This window comes from Methanoregula sp., assembly GCF_028679125.1.
Classification (GTDB): Archaea; Halobacteriota; Methanomicrobia; order Methanomicrobiales; family Methanospirillaceae; genus Methanoregula.
Map to the genome: position 1 here is coordinate 1 of NZ_JAJRCG010000019.1, position 25848 is coordinate 25848.

Genomic DNA, 25848 nt, shown 5'->3' on the forward strand with positions numbered 1-25848 from the left:
GTCCGGTTCAGGTCCTTGGCATAGAGTGCCAGTTCGAGACCGGTTGCCCACTGGACTGCGTTGGGCGTGACATTCTTGTCATAGATGTAGGGGACAATGCCTGCGGCAGTCTCCATTTCGACATCCACATTGGTCCATTTCAGGTGGTTGAGGCCGTGGAGGTGGTGCTCGAACGGGCCGTCAGCGGTCATCGTGGTGGTCTCGTCCAGGGTTACGCAGCCGAGATCGATGGTGATGTTCTTCTGTTTGTTGACGTAGTCCATGACCTCTTTTGCCTTGGAGCAGAAGTCCTTCCAGCCCTCTCCGCCATAGGAGTGGAACTGGAGGTGGGTGGAGTGCAGGACCTGTTCGCGGCCGAACTTGTTGTGGGTCTTGACACCCTCCGCCAGCTTGAGGGATTCGAGGGTGTCCGGGTAGTTACCGGGGTTGCCGAGATTATTCTGGTGGACGTGGATGGAGTGCGGGAGACCGAGGTACTCATTTGCCTCCATCAGGCCCTTGATGATCTCACCGGGGGTGACATCGAAGTACGGGACCTGGTCGTTGAGGCTTAAGCAGTTGAGACCCCATGCCCATGCAGCGGTGCCACCGGGGTTGACGAGCTTGACACCATAGCCTTTCGTGGTCTTGAGGAGCCAGGCAATATAGGCTGCGGTGTTCTCGACCTCGCCCTTCTTGATGTACTCCATGATGAACCAGTTGTTGGCGAAGACCGGCAGTGCAGCTTCATCAATAATGGGGGTGTCATGGATCTCTTCGTGGGTGTGCGGGGCGAGGAGCGGGGGCATTGCTGCTTCCATGACGAAGGTATATCCCATACGGGCATAGTCGTACCCTGTCTTGAATACCGAGGGAATCGAGAATCCGGACTCCATGCGGTACCCGTTCTTCTGGGCCATCCCGCTCATGCAGACGCCCGACCGGAGCTTGTCCTCCGGGCGCATCAGGCGGCCGGCATTGACCTTGGGGCCTGCCACGTGGGAGTGGACATCCACACCGCCGGCCATGACGATCTTACCCTTCGCATCGATGACCTTTGCAGAGGAGCCAACCTTGTCGACAATCTTGCCGTCCTTGATGGCAACATCGCCGACATCGCCGTCGATCTTCCGGGTCGGGTCGATGATAAACCCGCCCTTGACAATAATTTCACCTGATGACATCTCAGATCACCGCCTCTGACTCGGGGTATCTCCGGTCTTCCTTTGCTGCAAGCCAGATGGGCTTGGTCTGGGTGAGTTCGCACATGCGCTCGTAGACCAGGTTGAAGAGTTCCTCGTCGCTTGGGACGCCGGGGAGTCCTTTGAGCACTGCCTTGAACTGGATCGGGACATTGTCCATACGGTAGACAACGCCCGGCTCATCGACACCGGCAATCCGGACCGGGATGTGGAGATCCGAGATCTCGCTTGCCATGTTGAAGTTCGGGTCGATGGTGATGAACGGGTGCTTCTTTAAGTGCTGGACCGGCTGGATCGGGAAGTGTGCTCCCGCATCGGCACCGACATTGACAAAGCAGTCCACTTCGTCCCTCATCGCGAGGTCGACGGAGCTGGTCTCGCCCGGGTTCATGTGGGCGTGGGTGCCCTTGGAAAGGTCAATACAGTACGGGAAGCCGAACTGCCATGCCCAGACCTGGCCGGGACCGGCGATATTGTAGTGGCCCCGCATTGCCATGATCGAGCACTTGGTGTGCTCGTTGAGGTCACGGGTCAGGCTGATTGCGGCATCGATGTTGTGGTTGCGGCCGTTCGTGTGGGTGCAGCCCATGCCGAAGAAGATCATGCAGAACCGTGCGTTCTTCATGATTTCCACAGACTTCTTGATCGTGTCGCGGGGGATACCTGCTACGGTCTCGGGGATGTCGAAGCCACGGAGCACGGTCCGGAACGCATCGAAGAGTTCGTAGTCGTGGCCCTGGTCGAGCATGAGGTGGATATCGGCGAGTTTTGCGGTATCGGTCTCACGCGGGTCGATGGAGAGAACGGTCCTCTGCATCTGTCCCTTCTGGGTGAAGTATCCGCGGGGGAAGATCGAGTACCGGGAGGTGTGGCGGGGGTGGGCGTGCATCGGGTTGCAGCCCCAGAAGACCACAACATCGGCACGGTTCTTTGCCTCACCGAGCGTGCAGCTCGGGTACCCGTTGTCGAAGATTGCAAGGAACGAGGGCCCGTGGCAGATGGTTGCACAGTTGTCGAGCACCGCACCGGATTTTTCTGCAATACGGGCGACTGCGCTCATGCCTTCACAGTTGGTTGAGCCGAAGCCGTAAATGAGGGGCTTCTTCGCCGCGAGCATGGTCTTTGCCATGTAGTCGATAGCCTCGGTATAGGGAATCTCTTTCATGGTGCCATCGGGCTGGCGCATGCGCGGGAGTTTCGGGCGGGTCGGGTCGTTCGCATGGTGGAACAGGTTGGTCCCGATGATACATGCATTGTGAACTTCGAGGACCTTGGTCTCGTCGTCCGAAATAAGAACTTCGAGGTCGTCGCAGGATGAACCGCAGTACGGGCATCCGACACCTTTGATAAGCTTAGGCATTGTTAGTTCCCTCCTTTCCAGAGGCCTACAGCACCCTGAACGAGGTTAAGGGCGGTTTTCAGTTTCTCTTCCGGTGCGGGTTCGATGGTGACCGGGAATCCGCTGTACTGGGGAGTGCCGGTGGACTGGGTCCGGGGCGGCACGACCTGGTTTGCCCAGACACCCTGGCGGATGTGGGCAAGGCCGGGCGGGCAGTACTGGGTCGGCTCGATAGCCTTGACAATAACCGTGCCGCATTCGCTGGTGACACGCACGTTCGTATTTTTCAGGATACCGCCACGCTTCATGTCTTCAGGATTCATCTCGCAGATCGAGCAGGCGATGAAGTAGTTCGGGTTGGTTTTTCCCTGTTCCATCGCAGCGCCTTCCTCGATCGAACGCTGGGTAATCATGTTCAGGTGGATTTTTGCCATTCGTCCATCTCCAGGTTACATCTGTACCAGTGCGCTGGTCTCTCCCCTTCCTGAAAGGGTGATCACTTTGTACGGGCATGCTGCTACACACACGCCGCAGCCGGCACAGAGTTCGTTCTTCGCGTCAACGTTGACAGATTTGCCATCCTTGACGGTATAGATCTTCTCGTTGGTTACCGGGTCGAGCGTATGAAGCTCGAGGGCATTGACCGGGCAGGCAACCACGCAGATGCCGCATCCGGTGCAACGGTTCATGTTTACATGTACTGAAAACGCCATGCACATCACACACATAATAGTGTTAACTTTCTGTTATTTTTTGAATTGTAAATAAACATTGTTAAAGAGGATCGGTATTAATCACAATACATTAACCAAAAATTTTTGCATTTTAAATAAGTTAACAAACGACGGAAATCAAAGGAGGGAAAACGAAAATCCACCCGTATTTGAGATCTCCGGACTGACCGGGCAGGATTGATTAATTCCTGCACAAGCTGAAGCCGGCCTTTGTTCCAGAGAGAAAAATTCCGCGACAGGATCATTGCTGGTGGATCCAATCCTGTGAAAACCCGGTCAATGGGGGGTATCCCGCATACCCCCCCTCCATCCAGAACCAGGCCCAACCCCCTTTTCACTTTTATATTCCGACGTAAACACGGTTCATGAAAGCATCCGGAAACCCGCTGGTCACCGGATTTCCGGGTGCAAACGGGGGGGTATCAACCAGACCCCCCCTGGCATGGGGTGGGGGGGGTGATCGGTCTGGAAACCAACCGGGTGGGGGGGTCTCCCGGATACCCCCCTCCTCAAAACTGGGATGTACGCATTATTGCACGCGTTTTTCATGGGCTGCCCGGAGCAGGGTTCCGACGAAGCAGCCGGTATTGTCACCTACTCAAAACTGATCATGGGGGGGTCTGATCCGGCCAAAGGGGGGGAGGGGTATGCCGGATACCCCCCCACCCCCATGCAGGGGGGGTATGATCGGTTTGAAACAGAAAGGGGTGGGGGGGTATGGCTGGAACGTGGCCTTCACATCCTGCTTCCGGAAATAAATGCCATGTGCGAACATGAGCGTCCCTGTGTTCATGTTATACCGCCGGCACCCAGATGTTCTGCCTGCACGCGGCCCGGAGGATATAAAAAGGGATTGCCGGGATGGGGATTAGAAATTCTTCAGGAGATCCTGGTAACCTGCCACCTGGTTCTGGGTGGCGGTGAGGATTCTTGCTGAGATCATCACAGAGAGCTTGGGATCGATCTCCATCGCCTTCTGATAACTGGCCATCGCCTCCTTGTATGACTGCATTGACTCGTACTGGATTGCAGACGATGGCTGGTAATTCGGGGAACTGAGCGGTACTGATAAGGCCTTTGCAGCGGCCTGGAGTTTCTTGTTCTCTTCGACCGACATGATCAGGTACGTATCCCCTTTCCGCATCCAGATCTTCGAATCCATTGGATTGACCGCGAGCGCGGCATCATAATAGGACAATGCTTCGTTCAGGCTACCCTGCCGGACCAGGCTGTCTCCCGCCCTCATCAGTGCCGTGGTGTCGCTTCCATCCTGGGAAAGCACCTGCCGGTACACGGTTTCTGCCTCATTAACCCGCCCGGTTTTTATCAGCATCTCGCCCTTTTTCTTCAGGATAACGGCATCGGTAGCATTCACGCTGAGCGCATTATCATACATTGAGATGGCCAGCTCGGACTGGTTCATGATCGCAAAGGTGTCACCAAGAGAGACCTGGGCATCCCGTACAACCGTCTTCTCAGTCACCGCAGGTGCAACAGCGGGAAGAACAACAAAAATACCCACGATCGCCACTACCACCAGCAGTATAATCCATTTCAGTTTCATTCAGTGTTCCCGCCCGGTCGTCCTGAGATGAGATGATCTACAAGGTTCGATGGGAAAATAAAATAAAGGTACGGGTGTGAAATCCGGTCCGTTCAGAACACCAGCACCCGCTGGTGCTCTGCCTGCACGTTCCCCGGGGGATAGAACAGGATCTTACCCAGGCCCGGGTACCCGATATCCAGCACCGCATTCAGGTTCTTGTTCTTCGAGAGCCCGCGTTTCTGGAGAGAGGTCATGAGGACAAAGAAGTGGAGGTTCTCGCTCCCCGCCACCGCATTGATCACATCCTGGATATTGAAGGTCATCGACTCCGCAGGGGTCCGGTGGCTCCCGGCAACCGAATATACGCCGTCTTCCAGGAATACCACCCGGGTGAGGACCCCCTGGTGGGCGCAGGCAACCGCAAACGATATGGCGCCATAGGCATGCTCCGAACTGTACGGGCTCCGGGTGACAAGGATCGTGACCGGCGGGGCGGTGCTTGTCTTCTCTGCCCGGTCAAAGGAGACCGCCGGCCCTTTCTTCGGGAACTGGATAGACCCGGAGTTCTCAGAAAGAATGACGTGGGGGCGCTCGAACCGGTCGATCATCGCGTTCATGTCCCGGATCCGGAACGACTTGACCGCGCACGTCGAGATCACCGTGCCCTCCCCGTCGTCCCACGTGCTGTACCCCCGGGCCGTTGCACACCGGTTGCAGGCGATAAACTGGCTGGTCAGCCCCTGTTTTGCTGCACGATCATGGAGATCCTCAATACCTCTGCCGATATTCTCGGACTCCATGGGATTCTGGCCGGTATGGCCCATATGGATCCCGTCAAGGTACGCGTACAGTTCCGGGGACAGGCGGGCTTCGAGCCCGGCAGAGAGGTACTGGATGCCATACCCTGCCGAGAGATGCATATACGGGGACTCGTTCTGGAGCCAGCCGATCGCATCGGGAAGGGGGGGCCGGTTCTGCCGGATAAGCCCCACGACATCATTCCAGAATGATGGCTTGTTACCCGCTGCAAGGCCGTTGGTGTCGATCACCTGATCGGGATACTTCATCTTCAGCTGCTCGATCGATATCCCCCGGAGCGCCAGTTCCTGCCGATCGCAGACAACCCGGATGGCGGTCATGGAGAGAATAACCGACCAGACCTGCTGGGCCTCCGGCTCTTCCAGACTGTAGAGGGCGTCCCCCGTGACAAGAAACGTGAAGACCGGGCTTCCCGCAGGTGCACGGTGCATCAGGGTTTCCGGGTAGAGCTGGACAAAGAAGAACTTGAGGCACTCCTCGATCCATGAGAGCCGTTCGATGGACTGGAGTCCGGAAATGAGGAAAAAATGCGTTGTCATGATGAGCCGGTCACGTGGGATGATGGTATTGTCGTGTCAGCGTGATCTCCCAACACCCGTCTGATGTTGTACGGGTCTCCAGGGTCAGCCCCTCTTCCCGTGCGATACGGGGGATAGAGGTTGTTACGGCGGGGAAATTATCGCAGGTAATGAATAATTCACCGGATTGCTTTAAAGCCTTTGCTTCTTTTCTCACAACCGTGAGGCAGTACGGGCTGGTCTTTCCGGAAATATCGATTCTCTTCTGGGTCATGATCGGGAAACCCCTGCAGCCGGTCTTTATTATTAGATTCCTGTCATCGGCCCGGGTTTATAATTCCATCCCCCGGGAGGGAGGGACATGATGATTCCTTGGATCCTCTCCAAGGGTAAAAGGTAAACGCAATAAGGAAGTATACGAAACATGATGAACCATGAGTGACGAGAAGATCAGGAAGGCATTAGAAGAGGCCGGTATCAGCGAGAAGATCACCTGTCCGCAGGCATTCGCCATTGCAGAGAAGGCAAAGGTCTCCCGGAGTGCCGTCGGGGAGTACTGCACAAAGAACCGGATCAAGATCCGGGACTGCCAGCTGGGCTGCTTCAAATGAGCAGGTTTCTCACTGTCATTGCTGTAACCGATGCTGTTGCTGTAGCGGAGAAGATAGCACCTGCGCCAAAAATGGAAACTGTCCCTGTTGACCAGTGCGCCGGGCGCATACTGGCGCAGGATATTACAGCCGACACGGATATCCCCGGGTTTGACCGCTCGGTGGTGGACGGGTACGCGGTCAGGTCCTCGGATACTACCGGTGCAAGCGGTTCCTCACCGGCCCTCCTCCAGTGCGTGGGCCGGGTGATGATGGGGGGTCGCGATTCGACTCTAGCCATCGGCAATACCGAATGTATATACATCCCGACCGGGGGATTTCTCCCCGCGGGAGCCGATGCGGCCGTTATGGTGGAATATACCGAGAAGGCCGGGGATACGATTCTTATCAAAAAACCGGCCTCCCATGGCGAGAACATCCTGCTGAAGGACGAGGATTTCCGGAAGGGCGATACGGTCTTTTTCAAGGGTCGTAAGATCACCCCCCAGGATGCTGGGGTCCTTGCAGCCTGCGGATGTGCAGCCGTACCCGTGGCGCAGAAACCCGTGGTCGGGATCATCTCGACCGGCAACGAACTGGTTCCGGCCTCGGTTGTACCCGAACCGGGACAGGTACGGGATGCAAACGGCCCCATGCTTGCGGCATGGCTGGCTGAATACGGGTGCATCCCCCGGCGCTATGGTATAATCCGTGACGATCGGGAGTCGTTCGAGATGATGATCGCAAAGGCCGTTCCCGAATGCGATCTCGTCCTCCTGTCAGGAGGCAGCTCCAAGGATGACCGCGACATGACCGCAGCGGTGATTGCTGCCAAAGGGGAGATACTGGTCCACGGGATCGCACTCGCCCCGGGCAAACCCACGATCATCGGAAAGATCGACGGGAAGCCGGTCTTCGGCCTGCCCGGCCACCCGGCTTCCGCATTCGTTGTCCTGATTGCGATTGTCCGCCCGCTGCTCGACAGGATGCTCGGGCAGAAGAGGCCGCTGCTCCGGTCCATCCCCGCCATTCTCGGGGTGAACATCCCGTCGCAGAGGGGACGGGAGGAGTACGTCCGCGTTGTGGTTGATCAGGGTGTTGCAACCCCGCTCTTCGGTAAATCCGGGCTCCTGAACACGCTGGTGAAGAGCGACGGGCTCATCTGTATTCCGGCAGGGTACGAAGGGCTTGAGAAGGGGAGCAGGGTCGAAGTAATCCTCTGGTAATCAGGGGCCGGGATACCGTCCCGGATTCTCATTTTCCTGTCTTTTTTACCTGTGCGCTGACGGGATTTCCCGATGGCAGCCCGGGTGCGTTTCACTCACCAGGTACAGGGTTATTCCATTACGCCAAGGGGGGGGGAAACCGCCGGAAACCGAAAGGGGGACGTAAGCCAGGAACTCCCGGAGCTGTGGTTCACGGATCATGCTGTTTCCCGTAACAATCTCTTCCGGCTCCATGCCACCAGGTACGCAATCACCATCCCCACGAGGAATGCGACCGTTATCGAACTTACCACGGCAAGGATACCAATGACAACGGTGACAAGGAGGGAGTCCGACTTAAAACTGTGGCGGCCCATCTCGATCCCGACAAAGACCAGCAGGGCACCGAGAACACCCACCGCAATAATCGAGAGAACCTGCGGGGATGTGAAGAACAGGGCGAGTATCAGGAAGATCAGGCCTGCATAGACATTTGCCCCGCCGGTCCGGGCACCGTACCGGTACTGCCCGGCAAGCCCCCCGGCCCCGTGGCACATCGGGAACCCGCCAAAGGGAACGGAGGTCAGGTTCATGAGCCCGATCGTGGTCGAGAACTTCCTGGGGGGGACATCCTTCCCGAACAGGTCTTTGGTCAGCAGCGCTGTGGCCAGGATTGCGTTTGCAATGGTCAGAACAACCTGCGGGAGAACGAGCGTCGAGAGTGCCGGCATAAAGTCCGATGGCAGCGGGATGACCAGCTGGGGGGCGGGGATCAGGCTTAACGGGGGTATACCGTAGAGCAGGATTCCCCCTATCAGGCCGATGCCGATCACACAGATCGAGGAGAGGTCCGGAATCCCGCGATACCGGACCAGGAGGTAAAACCCAATGATGACCGCGATACCGATCCCAAAGAAGAACGGGTCCTTTATGATGAATCCTGCCGAGGACCGGAAGAGGAGCAGGGCAAGCCCCAGCTGGATGCCCCGCACCACGCTCTGCGGCACCCACCGTTCGATGATCGAGAAGAACCGGCCGTACCCGAGCAGGAGGAAGATCGCACCAAGGATAAGCCCTGCAGCCGCAATCTCCCCGGCCGATATTCCTCCTACGGCACCGGCTGCGATCACCACCACGGCGATAGCCTTCATCGGCTCCAGCGGGATGGGCAGACGGTAATAGAGGCCGGTCAGGATGAACCAGATCCCAAAGAAGAGCAGGATGTAGCGGGGGTCGACGTCCGAGACAAGGGCAACCGCGAGAATGAGCGGGATGATCGTCCCGAAATCGCCCATCGATCCTGCCAGCTCCGAGAGCGAGAACGAGAGGGGGAGGGGCGGTTCCTGGGTCATGCGGGTTGCCTGGATCTATGTGGGCGGATCGGGGAATCGTTCAATTCCGCCGGGCCGGCTCCACGGGGATCTCTGAATTAGCGTAACGTGATGATAGGAATTAACCTTTTCAACGCGTGCAACAGAAAAAGACCAGAATACTATTCAATAAATTTATCTGTTTGCTGACTGTATCAGTCATTGAGATGCGCTATGGTTGATATGTTCACCGATCTCCTGATCTATGCCGGTATCGGGATAATCACGTTCACTATCGGGATTATCCTCGGGTACCAGCTGCTGATAATGCATTATACCAACCGGTTCATGATCGTTGCCAGGGAATGTTCGGACGCCGATTCCGTCATCCCCATTGTGGATGAACTCTCGCGGGAGTCTTAAAGGAGGGGGAAAATATGGTAGATGTTACGAGTTACGCATTGATCAGCATAACCTGCTTCTGTTTCGGGCTCATTGTCAGTTTCCAGATAGCGCATATCCATTACTGCCACAAGCTCACAGCGCTGGTGCGCAGGTCCATAGCCACCAAGACCATAGCGCCGGTCCTTGCCGAATACGAAGCCCACAAGTCCAAAAAATAATTTTTCCCGGGGGTACTCCCCGACGGTCTTTTCTGAAGTTGTGCCGGGATATTCCCCGGACCCTGGCATTCCCCATCCCTGAACAGGGACGTGTTATACTCTAATACGTGCACGGCAAATAATGAGACAATGCGCTGTACTGTGCTTGCCAGCGGGAGCAAGGGGAACTGTGCTGTCATCGAGGGGAGTGCCGGTGCCATTCTCATTGATGCCGGCCTGAGTGCCAAAGAGCTGATGAGCCGGATGGCTGTTGCCGGGCTGGATGCCGGAAAGATCGATGCCGTGCTGGTCACCCACGAGCACGGCGACCATATCCGGGGGCTTGACGTGACTGCCCGGAAACTTGATGTCCCGATCTATGCAACGGAAGGAACGCTGCACGATTTTCTTGAATACCGCCGTGCATCCAAGAAGCCGCTCCTCCACCATACCTGCCGGTATAACGAGCATTTTGCAATCGGCAATTTTTCCATCGAACCCTTTGCAACCTCCCATGATGCAGCCGAGCCCTGCGGGTATATCGTCAGCGAAGGGGACACCTGCATCGGGTACTGCACGGACACGGGCATCCTGAGCTCTGAAATGCTGGAACTCCTCCGCCCCTGTGACGGCATCGTCCTGGAGAGCAACCACTGCCCGGAGATGCTGGCAAACGGCCCGTATCCCGAGTCATTGAAACGGCGGATACGGTCGAAGAAGGGGCACCTCTCGAACAAGGCCGCTGCCGAATGTCTCCATGGGTTCGGGAAGGATGTTCCGCTCGTCATCTTAGCGCACCTGAGCGAGATCAACAATACTCCCGAGAAGGCGATGGGCAGCGCCCGCGACGGTCTTGGCCTCTTCTACGAAGAAGAGCGGGTCACGGTCGCCACCCAGTGCGGGACGAGCACCGGGTGCCGGCAGGAGATCCGGCTCTGACCGGGTGACCCCGGTACCTCCCGCTATCCCTGATATCAAAACGTTAATCCACATCCCAAGTAAGATCTCACACGAGAAACACCATGCTCTTCCTGGATTTTGCACGGACCTGCGAGCAGCTGGAGAAGACCGCCGGCCGGCTCGATATGATCGAGATCATCAGCCGCGTGCTTCCGGGACTTTCTGATGAGGAACTGCCGGTCTTTGTCCGGTTTGTAATGGGAAGGATTTTCCCGGACTGGAACTCCCGTAAACTGGGCATCGGCCCCAATATCCTCTATGATGCGATCCGGAGTGTTGCCGGCGTCAAAAAAGCGGTCGTGATCGATCGTCTGAATAAATCCGGGGATATTGGCGGGACGGTTGAAGAACTTCTTGCCGTAAAAACCCAGATGTCCTTTTCGCACAATGACCTCGGACTCCTTGAAGTCTACAACCAACTGGTCAGCATATCAGCAAAGGAAGGGGAGGCATCCCAGCGGGAGAAGATGCGCACCGCGATGCTACTTCTCGGTGATGCCCGGCCCCTCGAAGGGCGGTACCTTGCCCGGATCATGCTCGAAGAACTCCGGATCGGGGTCGGGGAGGGCAGCGTGCGGGAAGCGATCGCGAAGGCCTTCAACGTGGACTCCGCGCTCGTGGAGCACGCGATGCAGGCGCTCAACGATATGGGAGAGGTTGCACGGCTCGCCAAAGTGGGGCCTGATGCCCTAAAGCAGGTCAGTATCACGCCGTTCCACCCGGTCCGGATGATGCTCGCCCAGCAGGGCTCCATCGCCGACATGATCGGGGAGCACGGGGAACTCGCTGCCGAGTTCAAGTATGACGGATCCCGGTTCCAGTTCCACAAGAAAGGCAACTGGGCCCGACTCTACTCCCGCCGGCTGGAGGATGTGACCGCGGCCCTGCCGGACGTGATAGAGCAACTGATGAGCGCCACCGACCACGACGTGATCCTGGACGGGGAAGTGATCGCGATCAAGGGCGGGAAACCGATGCCGTTCCAGTCCGTGCTCCGCCGTCTCCGCCGCAAGCATGATATTGCCGAGGCCAAGGAGGCGATCGAGATGGTCCCCAATGTCTTCGACATCCTCTACCTTGACGGCGAGACCCTGATCGACCTGCCCTTCTCAGAGCGACGGAAAAAACTCGTGGACGTGGTGACGATGTTCATCGCCCCGCAGACCACGAGCAGCGATCAGGCCGCTATCGAGACGGTGTACGAGAATGCCCTTGCTGCCGGCCACGAGGGGATCATGATCAAGGTCCCCGCATCACCCTACACGCCCGGCCAGCGGGGGAAGAACTGGATCAAGATCAAGCCGGAAGTCGACACCCTCGACCTTGCGGTGGTAGGGGCTGAGTGGGGCGAAGGGAAGCGGGCAGGTGTCTTCGGCTCGTTCCTTGTGGCCTGCCAGGACCAGGGCCGGCTCATCACCCTGAGCCGGGTAGCCACCGGGTTCTCGGAGGAGCAGCTCGCGGAAGTGTACGAGATGCTCAAGGAGAGCGTGATCAAAAAGACCGGCAAGGAAGTGACATTCGAACCCTCGCTCGTCATCGAGGTAGGGTACGCGGAACTCCAGGCCAGCACCACGTACGAGGCAGGGTTTGCCCTCCGCTTCCCCCGGTTCATCCGGATCCGGGACGACAAGGATCTCGCAGACATCGAGACCATCGAGGGCATCCGGGCCAGGTACCAGCGGCAGGCAAACTCCACGCGGGCTTATCAGGACTGATCGGAGATTGTTCACTGGCAACACGAAACCTCCTGATTTATTTTGATTTGCATATAATCAAGAGTGAAATGAAAACATGGCACTTGGTATTCCTGATTATTGTTCTCCTTGTTGCGACCGGGTGTGTAAGCCAGCCAGTTGTTCCGGAAAAACCGATTGGAAAAGGGTTTCTGGACCTATGCATGTCCGATCCGACAAATGCCGGATATTGGCAGCATGCCGGAGTGGACCTAGGGGACACTCCCACAGAGAATGAAAATGAGAGGAGCCGAAGTGTAGTCGGATGGTTCCCCGCCTGTTCAAACACAACAGTCACCATCTGGGAAAAAACCGGATATGGTGCTGATGAGTGGTATCGTGTCACGCTCCGGACGAACGATGGAAGATCCAATACGGGATGGTTACCTGCCAGTCACATTCTGTTGACTTCAAACGAGACAGGAACCGAATGGAGTGAAAACTATTCTGCACTTGTCGGCTCATGGGACCAGACACAACGGGGAAACGGTGCAAGGATCTGGTATGAATTCAATACTGACGGGACGTTCACCTTCAACTATGACATGATGGGGAACAGGGACAATATGCGGGATAAAGGCAGCTGGACATACCTGGGAAATAACTCCTGGAGCCTGATCTCCAATGTATCCGCTGACCACGGAAACACGTACATATCCTTGGATCAAGGAGGTAAATCGTTTAAATCCGGATTCATCTATTCATCTCAGGTAAACTTAACCCGCAGGGTTGATTCACCGGATTCCGGAACCGCATACTCGTTTGATCCCGCAGTTACACGGGAACTCGTTTATAGTCAGGCGTGATTTCCGGAGTATCAGAACGAAAAGAGCGTCCGCTGAGTGCGCAGCTCGGGGATCAGCGTGCTGTGGGCAACCCAGGCACCCGACCCGGTAACCGCAACAGCCCGGGCAACCGCGGCGTCCAGCGTGGGACACGCGAGCGATGGCCCCTGCATGGCTTTCCGGGTGGCCTCCCGGATCACCCACGTCCCCAGAGGCGCCCAGTACTCGCTCGAGACATGCCGCACCACGATCACCCGGGCAGAACGGCGGATGCTCATGAGGTACTCACAGACCCCGAGCCGGGCAGAGTAGTAGGCACCGGTGATGGGAGAATACCCCTTCTTCGTCATCCCCTCCCGGTCCTGCACGATCACGTCCTCCTCCCCGCCCCAGAGCGTGTGCTTCCCCCAGACCTCGATCATCTCGAACTTCCAGTCGCCCGGCACGAGGATGCAGGTGATCCGGTTTCCGTAGATCTCTCCGGAGAATACGAGGATCTCCTCAACAGACGGGAAACGGGCGATCTCCTTTTTGAGATTGATCGAGAGGGTATCATCCACTGCCGTGATCGCCCACCGGGTGGGAACGAACTTCCGCTTCCGGCCAAGGAGCCCTGCGGTCATCAGTTTCGAGATCTGGTACACGTCAACCGAGGAGTCACTGAGCGCAACGCAGGCATCGGTTGCGGCAAGGTCCGTATCGGAGGTGATCTTATCCACAACCCGATCAACCCGGGCGTTCCCGATCACATCCATGGTCTTCACGGAGCCGGTCATCCCCACCGGTGCAACCGTACCGTCAAAACTTAAGGAGAACGAGACCGGCCGCTCGAAGGCCACATCCACATCGAGCGGCACCGTGGAGAGCGCGATCTCCTGAAGGCCATCCGCTACGGAAGAGAGTGTTGAACTCCCCCGGAGGGTGCGGGCGCGGATGCCCACGATCTCGTCCATGCCCAGGTTGCGGCGGAGCCAGTCCGGGGGATTGTCGGAGTCGTTGATCAGAAGGGGTCCCCCGTGCACATCGGGATACCCGAAACTCCCGATGAAGACCGAGGGGGAGCTTCCCTGGTAACTGCTCGACGGTTTCTGGAGCGCGGATGCCTGGGCATGGAACCGGCTCATGATCGGGCAGCGGGGAAGCCCGCAGAGACCCTTTCCCTTGCACTCCACGCACCGCATCATCGGGGGAGCACCTTCACGGGGACCTGCCCGCCATCATTCGGGGAGGTACGGGTCATGGTGCAGGGACGGAAGGGTGGTAACGGTAGTGACATGCGGGGAATCCGGGTGAGCAGCCGGCGTAACATTCACGAACCGGCTCTCGAATTCAGCAAAGGAGACCCGCCACCCCACATCAAACCGGGCTCCGCACTCCGGGCAGATGAGGATCACCCGGTACACCTCGCGGGTGGACTTGATCGGGTTGTCCTTATCCGCGTTCATCCCGAGAAACGAGGTATGGAACCCCCGTTTGTACCCGCAGGCCGGGCAGGTATGGAATTCCACTCCTGCCTTGATGTGGGTGATCTCACCGGATGTTGTCATATAAATTCCTGAAATTCGTCCTGAAATTATTCCTGAAATTCCTGATGCTGCTCAGACGGGAGGCCCAGATGGAGCGGAACCCGTCTTCCGCAACAGAGATGATGATTTCGGATGCATTCTGCCGCCCGTTGATCTCCGCGTGGGAGGCCCGGAACGGCCGCGGGACAATCTTCATGGCCTCGGCGATCTTCTGCTCCATGATCTCGGGGGTGAGATGCCGCCCGTCAACGGAAGTCCCTGCCCCCATGCTCTCGATCTTCCGGGCATTATTCTGCTGTTCGGGATGGCCCGGGTCCATGATAAGCAGGATCGGTTTCTCGAAGATCAGGGCCTCGTGCAGGGTGGTGAGCCCCCCGTGCACGATGGCTATCCGTGCCGAGGCAAGATGCTCGTAGAGGTTGGGAACGTACCCGTGGGAATGGTAATTGTCCGACGACTCCGGCAGCGCCGGACCGGTATAGAAGACATCGAAGAGGAGGTCTTTTCTCCGGTCGGCAAGGTCTTTGAGCATCCGGTACATCGGGAGCTTGTAGGGTTCCCCGCCAAAACTGGTGAAGATGGTCCTGTTGTCAAACGCGTACCGTTCCGGGTCAAAGCGGTTGAGCGGGCCGGTGAGGCAGTACCGGTCATTTTCATGCTGGGGGAAATGGACATTGTACTCGCTGACGGTGTCAGGTGCCGGGTAATCGGGGATGATCACCCTGCGGGCAAAGCGCAGGTAGCGGCGGATGAGGACATTGAGGATCTTCCAGACAATGGTGGTCGTGCCGTTTGGCCCGTTGAAATGGGTCTGGTTCGTGATAAAGACCACAGGCGCCCGCGCCAGCCGTGCCCCGGTGACACCGGCATACATCGTGTCGCAGACAACGCAGTCAAAACCATACTTCCGGACGAGTTTCTTGACATCGAGGCCCGACCGCATGAGGTTGAAGAAAAGGGTCTTTGAGTTCCACAGGGTCTTATTCAGGCTGAAGAACCCATCCGTTCCCTCGAGGCAGACCTCCCGGTGGATCCGGTGCAGGTCCGTGCATCCGTGCTGGTCCATGAAATCATACGACTTGCCGTACCCGGCATAATGGATCGTATGCCCCTGCTGCTGCATATACTGCCCAAGGTGGAGACAACGGGAGGCATGCCCGAGTCCCTCACCACAGACAACGAAAAGGATCTTCATTCGCGTTCTTGCAGAAGGGTTTGTTCTGATGACAGATGAATTATGGTGTCTCTCCACCGGGCTCTTCGGGAATGAGGACCCATGCAACGAGATAGACAATAATGCCGGTCCCCAGGGAGAGGAGCGTGAGGGCGACCCAGATCAGGCGGATAACCGTGGGGTCGGTGTCGAGATGTGCACCAATGCCGGCACAGACGCCCCCGAGCATGCGTCCATCCTTTGGGCGGAACAGCCGTTTCATGTACAGATTTAAGCCAGTGCAGGAGATAAGCCTCACCCCGATCACCCGGGTGCACGGGCAGAACCTTTTTTTCCCCGCCACCCAAGAATGATCAGATACGACCATGACAGGTACAGAACAGACAACCGGTGTCGCAACATTTGGCGCCGGTTGTTTCTGGGGTGTGGAGGAAGCGTTCCGGACCGTGGACGGTGTACTGGGAACTGCGGCGGGATATATGGGGGGCTTCACCAGGAATCCCCGGTACGAACAGGTCTGCACGGGCGGGACCGGGCACGCGGAAGTGGTGCAGGTCACCTTCGACCCCAAAAAGGTCAGCTATTCCCAACTCCTCGACATCTTCTGGTCGATCCATGATCCCACGCAGCTCAACCGGCAGGGACCGGACACCGGGCCGAACTACCGGTCGGTGATCTTCTACCATGACCCGGAGCAGGGAGCGATGGCGCGGAGATCAAAGGCGGATATTGAAACCTCGGGGCGCTACGGGTTTGGCAAGATAGTCACGCTCATCCAGCCGGCCGGCCCGTTCTACCCGGCCGAGGAGCACCACCAGCGGTACTTTGCCAAGCATGGCGGCAGTTGCTGCCGCCGCTGACCTGAAACACATTATTTATCAGCAGGGCCGGGCTACCATCGTACCATGGATATCTCTGGAACCATCCAGCTTGTCGCAACCCTCATTGAGGTTATTATCGCTGTTGTTGCTGTCCTGATCGCGGTACAGAAGAAGAAATTCTATGGCTGGTTCATTGCCATCACGTTTGCGCTCTTCGTGCTCTTTGATATAGCCCGCATCTTTGCGCTGGAAGTGTCGGCCGAACGGCACGCACTGGTGCTCCTTGTCGCATGCATATCGATGCTCTGCGCAGGGTGGCTGATGTGGAAAGAGAAGTAGGCGGGAAGTGGGCAGTTCCCGCTGCACTACCTGGTCCCCGGTACAGGGTTCCGGACAAGAATTCGCATTGTTTATCAACCACGCCGGGATAAATGCGTACCATGGACGTGTCCGGAACCATCCAGTTCATCGCGACCCTGGCTGAAGTCATTGTCGCCGTTATCGCATTCCTGATCGCCGTGGAGAGGAGAAAGACCTACGGCTATTTCATGGGGATCACGTTCGTCCTTCTCGTGCTCTTTAACCTTGCCCGTATTTTTGCCCTGGAGGTGTCGTCCGAAGGGTACGCGCTGATATTCCTCATGGCATGCATCTCCATGCTCGCGGCCATCTGGATGCTCTGGAAGGAACAGTAATTCTTCCTCCTTTTTTTGTGTTTTTCCTGAACGGTTACGCAGGCTTATAAAGGATACCGGATACCATTAGCTTATCACAACGGTACCTGCGGGTACCGTCAGGACGTGGGGATATGATACAGATTTACCGGTCAAAGAAAGACACCGACCCATCCGTCACTGAGTGTATCGATGCCCCGGCTGACGGCGCATGGGTCCGCATGACCACCCCGACCGATGCAGAACTGGCAGAGATCGCCGGGTCCTGTTCTCTCCCCCCGGAGTTCCTCCGCGCTGCACTCGATGAAGAGGAGCGGCCGCGTATCGATGCCGAGGATGGCGTGGTCCTCATCGTGCTTGACGTCCCGATCGTCACCGAATATGAAGGGATCAAGACCCTGACCACCCTGCCGCTGGGTATCATCATCTCCGAGAAACTGATCGTTACGGTATGCAACCGCCAGTCCCCTATTCTCGATGACTTTATTGCAGGCAAAGTCCGTCACTTCCATACGGTCAAGAAGACCCGGTTCCTCTTCCAGATCTTCTACCGCAATGCCTCCTCCTACCTCCATCACCTGCGCCAGATCGAGAAGACGATCTCAACGATTGAGGTGGAGCTGCACCGGTCCATGAAGAACGAGGCGCTCTTCCAGATGATGGAACTGGAAAAGAGCCTCATCTACTTCTCGACATCGCTCAAGTCCAACGAGGCGGTTCTCGAACGGATCCTGCGCACCAAGCCGCTGAAGATGTACGAGGACGATGCCGAGTTCCTCGAAGACGTCATCATCGAGAACAAGCAGGCTATGGAGATGTCGCAGATCTACCTGCACATCTTGAACGGGATGACCAATGCCTTTGCCACCATCATCTCCAACAACCTCAACAGCGTGATGAAGTTTTTAGCCTCGGCCACGATCATCATCGCGATACCGACGATGATTGCCAGTTTCTATGGCATGAACGTCTTGGACATACCACTCTCCCAGTCGCCCCTTGCCTTCGAAACCATCTTCGGAATTTCGTGCATCGTCTCTGTGGTCCTCGGGCTCTTCATGTGGCGCAAGAAGTTCTTCTGATACACCTCGAACGAACATAATAAAAGAACCCGCCGGTCCCTACCAGTGCCCTGGTGAAGCGACTTTTAACGGTATCGGGGGGAAGGAAAAGCCCTCCTCGTGGGGCATATCGGCAGGGTGAGCCGGCGTTACCCGCAATCGCATCCGCTCGCAGGGAAACAATAAGAGAAAATGTATGGGCCCGCTGAGATTCGAACTCAGGACCTCCGCCATGTCAAGGCGACGTCATAGCCAACTAGACCACGAGCCCTCGTAAGTCTGATGCTCTATAACATCTGTTCTGGTATTATTAAAAATTGTTCCCCCCGAATAGGTCCGGGAACGGTCTGCCGGCCCTATTCTGCAATCAATGCGCATGATTTATGTGCGCAGCTCTCCATCACTGAACCGGTAGTACTATGACCGAAGGAACACCATCCCAGAAGCAGCTCTTCGTCTTCGAACATGACGCAGGACGCCTCGAACTGCTCATCCGTATCGTGTACTGGATCCTGATCGCCATCGTCCTCTGGGTGTACGGGATTATTGCAGTCATCTGCCTCATCATCCAGTGGTTCCACATCCTGATCTTCGGGAGCAGGCATGAGGGGCTCTCGGACTTCGCCAGGGGATACCTGGAATACATGATCCATGTCATGCCCTATACCTACATCATGACCGACAAGCGCCCGGATATCATGCCGGTTCCCGTTAAGGTCTACGAGGAATCATAATTCCCTGTGCCGGGCGCCCGTCCCGGCTCCATCCTTTTTCCTGAACAAACGGGAAAAGAAAGGAAAATAATTTTACTTCACACGTTAACCGGAAGAGTGTATACTATGATGCACAACCGAGGATGCGACAACTGCGGGGCTTTCATCCCCGCAACCGACCTGCTTGGACCACGCTGTGGAAACGCCAATGCGGCTCCCCTTTCAGAACCGAAGATCTTTGAACGCAACAAAAAGGGCTGCGGCATCTGGTCAGCCTGTGTGCCAAACGCCGAGTAAAGAAGTTCTTTTATTTCTTTTGCGTGTCCGGTGCAGTGCCTGCGTGTGGCCTGCACCAGAGATATTACCTTGCCTGTGCAGGGATTCCGTTTTTCCCAGGGTAACTCAGGAGAGATCGCGATCTGTCCGGCAGGGCACCCGTTCATGGATTTCCGGCCCGGGCCCGGCAGAATGCTATTTATCTGCCCGACCCCCTACACCACACCATTGGCATCTGTGCTCAGGATTACGACGTAAAATTTTCCATTTTTTACATGAAAACCGGAGGGGGGTGTAGGGGGTCGGACACATATTTTCGAAGTCCGGTGGCACGGATCGTGAGGCATGCACTGGATAATTATGACGGAAGCTCATCGGACATCCCCGGATTGTGGCATGGCTTATGTACCTGTCCGACCCCCTCCAACACCCATACCCGGGGGAAGGGATTCCGGGAGTCTGCTATACATACCTATAATGGGCCGGGGAACCCATTCCTACCTATCACAACAGAGCGATTGCTTCTTTTTGTACCAGCCATCCGTTGATGATATATGTAGTGGTACACCCGGCGAGTGAAACGAACCACTTTACCGGACCGGAAATACAAAGCATGTGGAGGAAAACAGTATGGTACAGCAGCAGTGCGGGCAACAGATGATGCATGCCCGGATAACGTCATTCAGTCACGGGAATAAAAACCGTGGGGCGGGCGGGGGCATCCAATGACGGTACAGGTAAAATTCATACAATCCGGCTCATTCAATGCAGGGACGTTCAAATTCCTTGATCTTGCCCTGATTACCAAGATGCAGATAAGCCGCCAGCGTAATACCTGTGAACTGGTGGCATTCACCCCGGAAAATCCCCAGCCGGGCAGACCCTATATCCTCGCGACACGGGACAGGGCGAACCAGCTGGAGGAGATCTTAACCGATCTCCAGCAGTTGAAACAGGGAAATATCGATAGCATTTACGAGATCACCGACAGCGAAGCGCATCGGGTATAATACGTAGTGTATAAGTCTTGCCGGTTTTTGATCCGGCTCATTCTTTTTTCTGCCCGGATGGCAATCCGGAGAGACTACAGGATAACCTGGAGTAAAAAAGAGTATTCTCAGATCTTCTTATCAGAAATCCTGGCAAACGATATGGAGAATATACCGGGGAGGCCGCGGATCTCCTCAATCACGGCAGCCGGCACATCGCTGTCAACGTTTAAGACCATCAGCGCCGGTTCCTCAGGCCTGAACCGGCCCACCTGCATGCCGGCGATATTGATGGTATTCTTGCCGAGGATCGTCGCAGCCCTGCCGATAACACCGGGCTTGTCGAGATGCTTGGAGACCAGGACATGACCTTCAGGGATCAGGTCCATCGTATATCCGCCAACCGCAACGATCCGGCTCCGGCCCTTGAAGAAAACAGTGCCGCTGACGGACTCCTCGCCCTGGTCGGTCTTGATCCTGATCGTGATCAGGTTCTTGAACCCGCTTGACTCTTCGGTGACCGTCTCGCTCACCACAATGCCGCGTTCCTTTGCGACAAACTCCGCGTTCACGAGGTTGACCGGCTGCTGGAGGATCGGGTCGAGAAGCCCTTTAAGAGCAAGCCTCGTCACGAACTTCATGCTGCCGGCATAGGCCGAGAGCTCGCCGCCATAGATGCACTGCACGGACGCGAGCCTGCCGCCCGCAATCTGGACCGCGAACCTGCCCATCTTCTCGGCAAGTTCGGCGTAGGGAGCCAGGATCTCTGCGTGCTCGGGGGGGATCATCGGGGCGTTGACCACGTATTTCGCAGAGCCTCCGTTCAGGACCTCGATGCACTGCTTGGCAACCGAGACTGCGACGTTCAGTTGCGCCTCTACGGTGCTTGCCCCGAGATGCGGGGTGACGATGACCTGGTCGAGGGTGAGGAGCGGAGACTCGGTCGGGGGCTCCTGCTCGAAGACATCGAGGGCTGCTCCTGCCACCTTGCCGGACTTTATCGCATCGTAGAGCGCCTTCTCGTCGATGATGCCGCCGCGGGCGCAGTTGATGATCCGGACGCCGTCTTTCATCGTCGCGATGCTTTTCTCGTTGATGACATGCGTTGTCTCAGGAATCAGCGGGGTGTGGACGGTGATGACATCGGCGACCTTGAAGAGCTCGGCCATGGACATCATCTCAACGCCGAGCTGGGCTGCCCGTTCCTTCGTGATGAACGGGTCATAGGCAATGCACTTCATGCTCATTGCCTGTGCCCTCTTCGCAACCTCGCGCCCGATACGGCCGAAGCCAACGATGCCGAGAGTCTTCTCGTTGAGTTCAACGCCCATGAACTTCGAGCGTTTCCACTCCTTCTTCTTCAGGCTCGCGTTCGCCTGGGGGATGTTCCGGGCAAGCGACTGCATCATGGCCATCGTGTGCTCGGTAGCCGCCAGGGTGTTGCCCTCGGGAGCGTTTGCCACGATGATACCTCGCCGTGTCGCTGCATCAACATTGATATTGTCCACGCCGACGCCTGCACGCCCGATGAACTTCAGCTTCTTCCCTGCCTCGATCACCTTGGCGTTGACATCGGTGCCGCTCCGCACCAGCAGGGCATCGTAGTCCCCGATAATTTTGCAGAGCTCGTCTTCCGAAAGGCCGGTTTTGACATCCACGTCAACAGCCGCCCTGAGGATCTCAAGCCCTTCTTCCGCCAGCGGATCGCTGACGAGCACTCTCGCGTTTGCCATAAAAAACCCATATACTATCTGCGCCGGACTTAATGAGGGTTATTCTTTATCCTGCGGATACTCCCCTTCCCCGTGGGGGAAAAACTTCCTGAGTCCGGGGTTCTGCTGTACCATGAAACCTTATAACATAACCCTTAAACAGGGTGCCGGCAAGATCATAAGTGGTGCGAGCAATGAAAACTGTGCCTAATATTCTTTGGCTCGAGGAGATCCGTAAAGAGGATATCATATCCGTCGGGGGCAAGGGGGCTTCCCTTGGCGAGATGGCCTCCATCGGTCTCCCCGTCCCGAAAGCCTTTGTGGTAACCGCCCAGGCATTCCGCAGGTTTTTGGTTGAGACCGGTCTGGAGAAGAAGATTTTTGCATCGTTCGATCGGCTCGATGTGGAGAACAACGAGGCACTGGAGAAGGCTGCCGACAATGTCAAAGCACTTGTCATGAAGGCGAAGATGCCGACAGCCATCCGTGACGATATCAAAAAATCCTACAAGAAGATGGCAGACGGGGAGCTCATTGTTGCCGTCCGGTCGAGCGCCACTGCCGAGGACCTGCCCGATGCCAGTTTCGCCGGCCAGCAGGAGACCTATCTCAATATCAAGGGCGAAACGGCACTCATCTCATCGGTCCAGCAGTGCTGGGCATCGCTCTACGGCGCCCGGGCCATCTATTACCGGGCCAAACAGGGATTCGACGACAATACCGTGAACATCGCCGTGGTCGTGCAGCAGCTGGTGCACTCGGAGAAGGCCGGCGTCATGTTCACATCCCACCCGATCACGGGCGAGTCCCAGACCATCATCGAAGGTTCATGGGGCCTTGGCGAAGCCGTTGTCTCGGGCACGGTCTCTCCGGATAAGTACGTCTTTGACCAGCGGACGGAGAAGGTCATCGACATCTATCTCGCCAACAAGAAGATCGAGATCATTGCAAACGGGGACCATGGTACGAAGATCGTGGATGTGGCAAAGGACCGGCAGGACGCACAGGTTCTCACCGAAGCAGAAATAGCCAAGCTCGCTATGTACGGCAAGATCGCGGAGAACCACTACGGGGTTCCGCAGGATGTCGAGTGGGGTGTCGTGGCAGGGACGATCTATATTCTCCAGTCCCGCCCGATCACGACCATCGGCAAGAAGGAGGGAAGAGGCATGTCAGGACAGAAATCAGACGCAAAGATCATTCTGAAGGGGCAGGGGGCAGCCCCCGGCATCGCCTCCGGCAAGGTCATCATTGTACGAGACGTGAAGGACACCAGCGCGGTAAAGGAAGGGGACATCCTCGTCACGAAGATGACGAACCCCGACATGGTGCCGGCAATGCGCAAGGTTGCGGCCATCATCACCGATGAAGGCGGGATGACCTGCCACGCCGCCATCGTGAGCCGTGAACTCGGCACTCCCGCGGTCGTCGGGACCAAGAACGCGACGAACCAGCTGAAGAACGGCCAGGTCATCACGGTCGACGGGGAGATGGGACTCATCTACGAGGGCGCTATTGCACCCGCAGTTCCGGCCCAGGGGGGAATCTCCCCGCAGGCAGTCATCGCCCACGCCCCGATCATCACGGCAACAAGCGTGAAGGTGAACGTCTCCATTCCCGAGGCAGCAGCACGGGCAGCAGCCACGGGCGCTGACGGTGTAGGCCTGCTCCGGATCGAGCACCTGATCCTCGGCCTCAACAAGACCCCCGGCTGGTATATCTCCAACAAGAAAGAGGAGGAGTTCATCAAGGAACTCCACAACGGCATCAAGATCGTGCTCGACGCATTCCCGGGAAAGACCGTCTGGGTCCGCACGCTCGATGCCCCGACCGACGAGTTCCGGAACATGGCGGGCGGCGAGAACGAGCCGCACGAACACAACCCGATGCTCGGCTGGAGAGGCATCCGCCGGGACCTCCAGAGCCCCGACCAGTTCAGGCTCCAGGTCGAGGCATTCAAGCGCCTCTGGAAAGAGGGCTATGACAACCTCGGCATCATGTTCCCGATGGTCTCCCACCCCGACCAGTTCATCAGGGGAAAAGAGATGATGCGGGGATGGGGTGTTGACGTCGAGAACGTAGATCTCGGTATTATGATCGAGATCCCCTCGAGCGCGATCATGATCGAGGACTTCATCCAGGCCGGCATCAGGTTCGCATCGTTCGGCACCAACGACCTGATCCAGTACACGCTCGCCATTGACCGGAACAACGAGAACGTGGCCGACATGTACAACCCCCAGCACCCGGCTGTCCTCTCCCTCATCCACAACGCGATCCAGGTCTGCCGCGCCTACAACGTCGAATGCTCGATCTGCGGGCAGGCCGGTTCCGATCCCAAGATGGCGGCCTGGCTTGTTGAGCATGGCATCTCCAGTGTCTCGGCAAACATCGACGCCATCGCAAAGATCCGCGAAGCCGTGGCAAAGACAGAAAAACGCATCATCCTCGAAGGCGCGAGAAAGAAAGATGCTGAATAAGGGTCAGTCTGAAGAAGAACTCTTCACGTTCCTCGCGCAGAAGAAGCAAGAGGACCTAGACCACGATTTTATTTTGAGCTCCATGTGCACGGTCCCGCACTCCGTTGCAGTGCGGGCGCACTGCATGTTCATGGAGACGAACCTCGGCGACCCGGGGCTCTTCCCCGGCACCTTCTCGCTCGAACAGTTGCTGGTCCACCGGTTCGGCTCCCTTTTCCACTGCGAGAACGCCGGCGGCTATGCCACGAGCGGGGGAACAGAGTCCAACCTCCAAGCGCTCCGCCTCGCAAAGACGCAGAAGACCGGTATTTCCACTCCCAATGTCGTTGTGCCGGAATCCGCCCACTTCTCCTTCAAGAAGTCATGTGATATCCTCGGCATCGAGATGCGGGGTGTCTCGATCGGGAACGACTTCCGGATGGATGCGGAGAATGCTGCCGGGCTCATTGACAAAAATACCATTGCACTGGTCGGCGTTGCCGGCACGACCGAGTACGGCATGGTCGATCCTATCGCCGATCTTGCGAAGATCGCACAGCAGCACGATCTCTTCTTCCACGTGGATGCGGCGTTCGGCGGCATGGTCATTCCCTTTCTCGACCGTCCCATCCCCTTCGACTTTTCCCTCCCGGGGGTCACGACCATTGCGGTTGACCCGCACAAGATGGGTATGAGCACGATCCCCTGCGGCTGCCTCCTCACCCTTGACCCGCACCTGCTCAATTCCCTCAACATCGATACGCCCTACCTTACGGTGAAGCAGGAATATACGTTGGCCGGCACCCGGCCCGGTGCTCCCGTTGCCGGGGCGCTCGCCGTGCTCGATTATCTCGGCATCGAGGGGATGAAAGCCGTTGTTGCGGGGTGCATGAAGAACACGGAGCGCCTGATTGCCGGCATGGAGACGCTCGGGTTCCCGCGGGCTGCAACCCCCGATCTCAATGTCGCGACGTTTGTCGCTGCAAAGGACGCGGTACCTGCACCGTGGAGGGTCTCGTGGACCCGCCGCAACCACCTGCGGACCGTCTGCATGCCGCACGTGCACGCAGGACGAATCGAGGCATTCCTTCTCGATATGCAAAAAACCAGAACACGGTGAA

29 protein-coding genes and 1 tRNA gene are annotated in these 25848 nt (G+C 57.1%); 16 read left to right on the top strand and 14 right to left on the bottom strand.

Features of this window, described 5'->3' with window-relative positions; genetic code table 11:
- The 7 genes from LUQ43_RS10990 to LUQ43_RS11020 all read right to left on the bottom strand — a co-directional run.
- The coding region (locus LUQ43_RS10990; protein ID WP_299967542.1) for a formylmethanofuran dehydrogenase subunit A at nt 1–1163 on the bottom strand (1163 nt) is incomplete at its 3' end.
- 1 nt (nt 1164) lies between these two features.
- Nucleotides 1165–2541 (bottom strand): formylmethanofuran dehydrogenase subunit B, encoded by a 1377-nt coding sequence (locus LUQ43_RS10995; RefSeq protein ID WP_299967544.1) that lies wholly within the window; start codon nt 2539–2541, stop codon nt 1165–1167.
- 2 nt (nt 2542–2543) lie between these two features.
- Nucleotides 2544–2954 carry a molybdopterin dinucleotide binding domain-containing protein gene (locus LUQ43_RS11000; RefSeq protein WP_299967546.1) on the bottom strand — a complete coding sequence of 137 codons (411 nt, stop codon included), beginning with the start codon at nt 2952–2954 and terminating at the stop codon, nt 2544–2546.
- 15 nt (nt 2955–2969) lie between these two features.
- On the bottom strand, nt 2970–3233 hold the full coding sequence (locus LUQ43_RS11005) for a 4Fe-4S dicluster domain-containing protein (protein WP_299967549.1): 264 nt from the start codon (nt 3231–3233) through the stop codon (nt 2970–2972).
- Between the two features lie 889 nt (nt 3234–4122).
- A complete protein-coding gene (locus tag LUQ43_RS11010; RefSeq protein ID WP_299967551.1) occupies nt 4123–4818 on the bottom strand; it encodes a tetratricopeptide repeat protein in 696 nt (231 codons plus the stop codon).
- 92 nt (nt 4819–4910) lie between these two features.
- Nucleotides 4911–6158 (bottom strand): DsrE family protein, encoded by a 1248-nt coding sequence (locus LUQ43_RS11015; protein ID WP_299967554.1) that lies wholly within the window; start codon nt 6156–6158, stop codon nt 4911–4913.
- 10 nt (nt 6159–6168) lie between these two features.
- Complete coding sequence (locus LUQ43_RS11020; protein ID WP_299967556.1) at nt 6169–6411, bottom strand: sulfurtransferase TusA family protein; 243 nt, start codon at nt 6409–6411, stop codon at nt 6169–6171.
- Between the two features lie 160 nt (nt 6412–6571).
- Here LUQ43_RS11020 and LUQ43_RS11025 point away from each other — a divergent pair, with 160 nt between their 5' ends.
- Together LUQ43_RS11025 and glp are read left to right on the top strand one after the other, a co-directional pair.
- Complete coding sequence (locus tag LUQ43_RS11025) at nt 6572–6748, top strand: hypothetical protein (RefSeq protein ID WP_299967558.1); 177 nt, start codon at nt 6572–6574, stop codon at nt 6746–6748.
- Nucleotides 6745–7953: a gephyrin-like molybdotransferase Glp gene (gene glp, locus LUQ43_RS11030; protein ID WP_299967561.1), complete on the top strand. Its 1209-nt coding sequence runs from the start codon at nt 6745–6747 to the stop codon at nt 7951–7953. Before LUQ43_RS11025 ends, glp begins: the two co-directional genes overlap by 4 nt.
- A gap of 197 nt (nt 7954–8150) precedes the next feature.
- On the opposite strand, the gene LUQ43_RS11035 is transcribed toward glp, so the two are convergent.
- Entirely contained in the window at nt 8151–9284 is a 1134-nt protein-coding gene (locus LUQ43_RS11035) for a putative sulfate/molybdate transporter (protein WP_299967564.1), read from the bottom strand.
- Nucleotides 9285–9476: 192 nt separating this feature from the next.
- Between LUQ43_RS11035 and LUQ43_RS11040 the strand changes: the two genes are divergently transcribed.
- The 5 genes from LUQ43_RS11040 (at nt 9477) to LUQ43_RS11060 (ending at nt 13343) form a co-directional block, all read left to right on the top strand.
- Nucleotides 9477–9665 carry a hypothetical protein gene (locus LUQ43_RS11040; RefSeq protein ID WP_299967567.1) on the top strand — a complete coding sequence of 63 codons (189 nt, stop codon included), beginning with the start codon at nt 9477–9479 and terminating at the stop codon, nt 9663–9665.
- A 14-nt stretch (nt 9666–9679) separates the two neighbouring features.
- Complete coding sequence (locus LUQ43_RS11045) at nt 9680–9865, top strand: hypothetical protein (protein ID WP_299967570.1); 186 nt, start codon at nt 9680–9682, stop codon at nt 9863–9865.
- Between the two features lie 129 nt (nt 9866–9994).
- Nucleotides 9995–10783 carry an MBL fold metallo-hydrolase gene (locus LUQ43_RS11050; protein ID WP_299967572.1) on the top strand — a complete coding sequence of 263 codons (789 nt, stop codon included), beginning with the start codon at nt 9995–9997 and terminating at the stop codon, nt 10781–10783.
- Nucleotides 10784–10866: 83 nt separating this feature from the next.
- Nucleotides 10867–12519 (top strand): ATP-dependent DNA ligase, encoded by a 1653-nt coding sequence (locus tag LUQ43_RS11055; RefSeq protein ID WP_299967575.1) that lies wholly within the window; start codon nt 10867–10869, stop codon nt 12517–12519.
- 68 nt (nt 12520–12587) lie between these two features.
- The gene (locus tag LUQ43_RS11060) at nt 12588–13343 is read left to right on the top strand and encodes a hypothetical protein (protein ID WP_299967577.1); all 756 of its coding nucleotides are present in this window, start codon (nt 12588–12590) and stop codon (nt 13341–13343) included.
- Nucleotides 13344–13354: 11 nt separating this feature from the next.
- On the opposite strand, the gene LUQ43_RS11065 is transcribed toward LUQ43_RS11060, so the two are convergent.
- The 4 genes from LUQ43_RS11065 to LUQ43_RS11080 are packed head-to-tail and all read right to left on the bottom strand — an operon-like array spanning nt 13355 to nt 16284.
- Nucleotides 13355–14503: a hypothetical protein gene (locus tag LUQ43_RS11065; protein WP_299967704.1), complete on the bottom strand. Its 1149-nt coding sequence runs from the start codon at nt 14501–14503 to the stop codon at nt 13355–13357.
- Nucleotides 14504–14539: 36 nt separating this feature from the next.
- Complete coding sequence (locus LUQ43_RS11070; RefSeq protein ID WP_299967579.1) at nt 14540–14869, bottom strand: hypothetical protein; 330 nt, start codon at nt 14867–14869, stop codon at nt 14540–14542.
- Entirely contained in the window at nt 14853–16043 is a 1191-nt protein-coding gene (locus LUQ43_RS11075) for a glycosyltransferase family protein (protein ID WP_299967582.1), read from the bottom strand. The genes LUQ43_RS11070 and LUQ43_RS11075 overlap by 17 nt, the downstream gene beginning before the upstream one ends.
- A 40-nt stretch (nt 16044–16083) precedes the next feature.
- The gene (locus LUQ43_RS11080; protein WP_299967585.1) at nt 16084–16284 is read right to left on the bottom strand and encodes a PspC domain-containing protein; all 201 of its coding nucleotides are present in this window, start codon (nt 16282–16284) and stop codon (nt 16084–16086) included.
- 103 nt (nt 16285–16387) lie between these two features.
- Here LUQ43_RS11080 and msrA point away from each other — a divergent pair, with 103 nt between their 5' ends.
- The 4 genes from msrA to LUQ43_RS11100 all read left to right on the top strand — a co-directional run bounded on the left by msrA (nt 16388) and on the right by LUQ43_RS11100 (nt 18599).
- Entirely contained in the window at nt 16388–16882 is a 495-nt protein-coding gene (gene msrA, locus LUQ43_RS11085; RefSeq protein WP_299967587.1) for a peptide-methionine (S)-S-oxide reductase MsrA, read from the top strand.
- Between the two features lie 45 nt (nt 16883–16927).
- Nucleotides 16928–17182 (top strand): hypothetical protein, encoded by a 255-nt coding sequence (locus tag LUQ43_RS11090; RefSeq protein WP_299967590.1) that lies wholly within the window; start codon nt 16928–16930, stop codon nt 17180–17182.
- Between the two features lie 101 nt (nt 17183–17283).
- A complete protein-coding gene (locus LUQ43_RS11095; protein ID WP_299967593.1) occupies nt 17284–17538 on the top strand; it encodes a hypothetical protein in 255 nt (84 codons plus the stop codon).
- Nucleotides 17539–17651: 113 nt separating this feature from the next.
- Nucleotides 17652–18599 (top strand): magnesium transporter CorA family protein, encoded by a 948-nt coding sequence (locus tag LUQ43_RS11100; protein WP_299967596.1) that lies wholly within the window; start codon nt 17652–17654, stop codon nt 18597–18599.
- 176 nt (nt 18600–18775) lie between these two features.
- Here LUQ43_RS11100 and LUQ43_RS11105 read toward each other — a convergent pair.
- A tRNA-Val gene (locus LUQ43_RS11105) sits at nt 18776–18849 on the bottom strand.
- 148 nt (nt 18850–18997) lie between these two features.
- On the opposite strand from LUQ43_RS11105, the gene LUQ43_RS11110 reads away from it, so the two are divergent.
- From LUQ43_RS11110 to LUQ43_RS11120, 3 genes are all read left to right on the top strand, one after another.
- Entirely contained in the window at nt 18998–19312 is a 315-nt protein-coding gene (locus LUQ43_RS11110; RefSeq protein ID WP_299967599.1) for a DUF4389 domain-containing protein, read from the top strand.
- A 105-nt stretch (nt 19313–19417) separates the two neighbouring features.
- Nucleotides 19418–19588, top strand: a complete 171-nt coding sequence (locus LUQ43_RS11115) for a hypothetical protein (protein ID WP_299967601.1) — start codon at nt 19418–19420, stop codon at nt 19586–19588.
- Nucleotides 19589–20292: 704 nt separating this feature from the next.
- The gene (locus LUQ43_RS11120; protein WP_299967604.1) at nt 20293–20577 is read left to right on the top strand and encodes a hypothetical protein; all 285 of its coding nucleotides are present in this window, start codon (nt 20293–20295) and stop codon (nt 20575–20577) included.
- Nucleotides 20578–20684: 107 nt separating this feature from the next.
- Here LUQ43_RS11120 and serA read toward each other — a convergent pair whose 3' ends face one another.
- Nucleotides 20685–22289, bottom strand: a complete 1605-nt coding sequence (serA, locus tag LUQ43_RS11125; protein WP_299967607.1) for a phosphoglycerate dehydrogenase — start codon at nt 22287–22289, stop codon at nt 20685–20687.
- Nucleotides 22290–22462: 173 nt separating this feature from the next.
- On the opposite strand from serA, the gene ppsA reads away from it, so the two are divergent.
- Both ppsA and mfnA read left to right on the top strand, forming a co-directional pair.
- Nucleotides 22463–24748: a phosphoenolpyruvate synthase gene (gene ppsA / locus LUQ43_RS11130; protein WP_299967610.1), complete on the top strand. Its 2286-nt coding sequence runs from the start codon at nt 22463–22465 to the stop codon at nt 24746–24748.
- The gene (gene mfnA, locus LUQ43_RS11135) at nt 24738–25847 is read left to right on the top strand and encodes a tyrosine decarboxylase MfnA (protein ID WP_299967613.1); all 1110 of its coding nucleotides are present in this window, start codon (nt 24738–24740) and stop codon (nt 25845–25847) included. The genes ppsA and mfnA overlap by 11 nt, the downstream gene beginning before the upstream one ends.
- The last annotated feature ends 1 nt before the right edge of the window (nt 25848 follow it).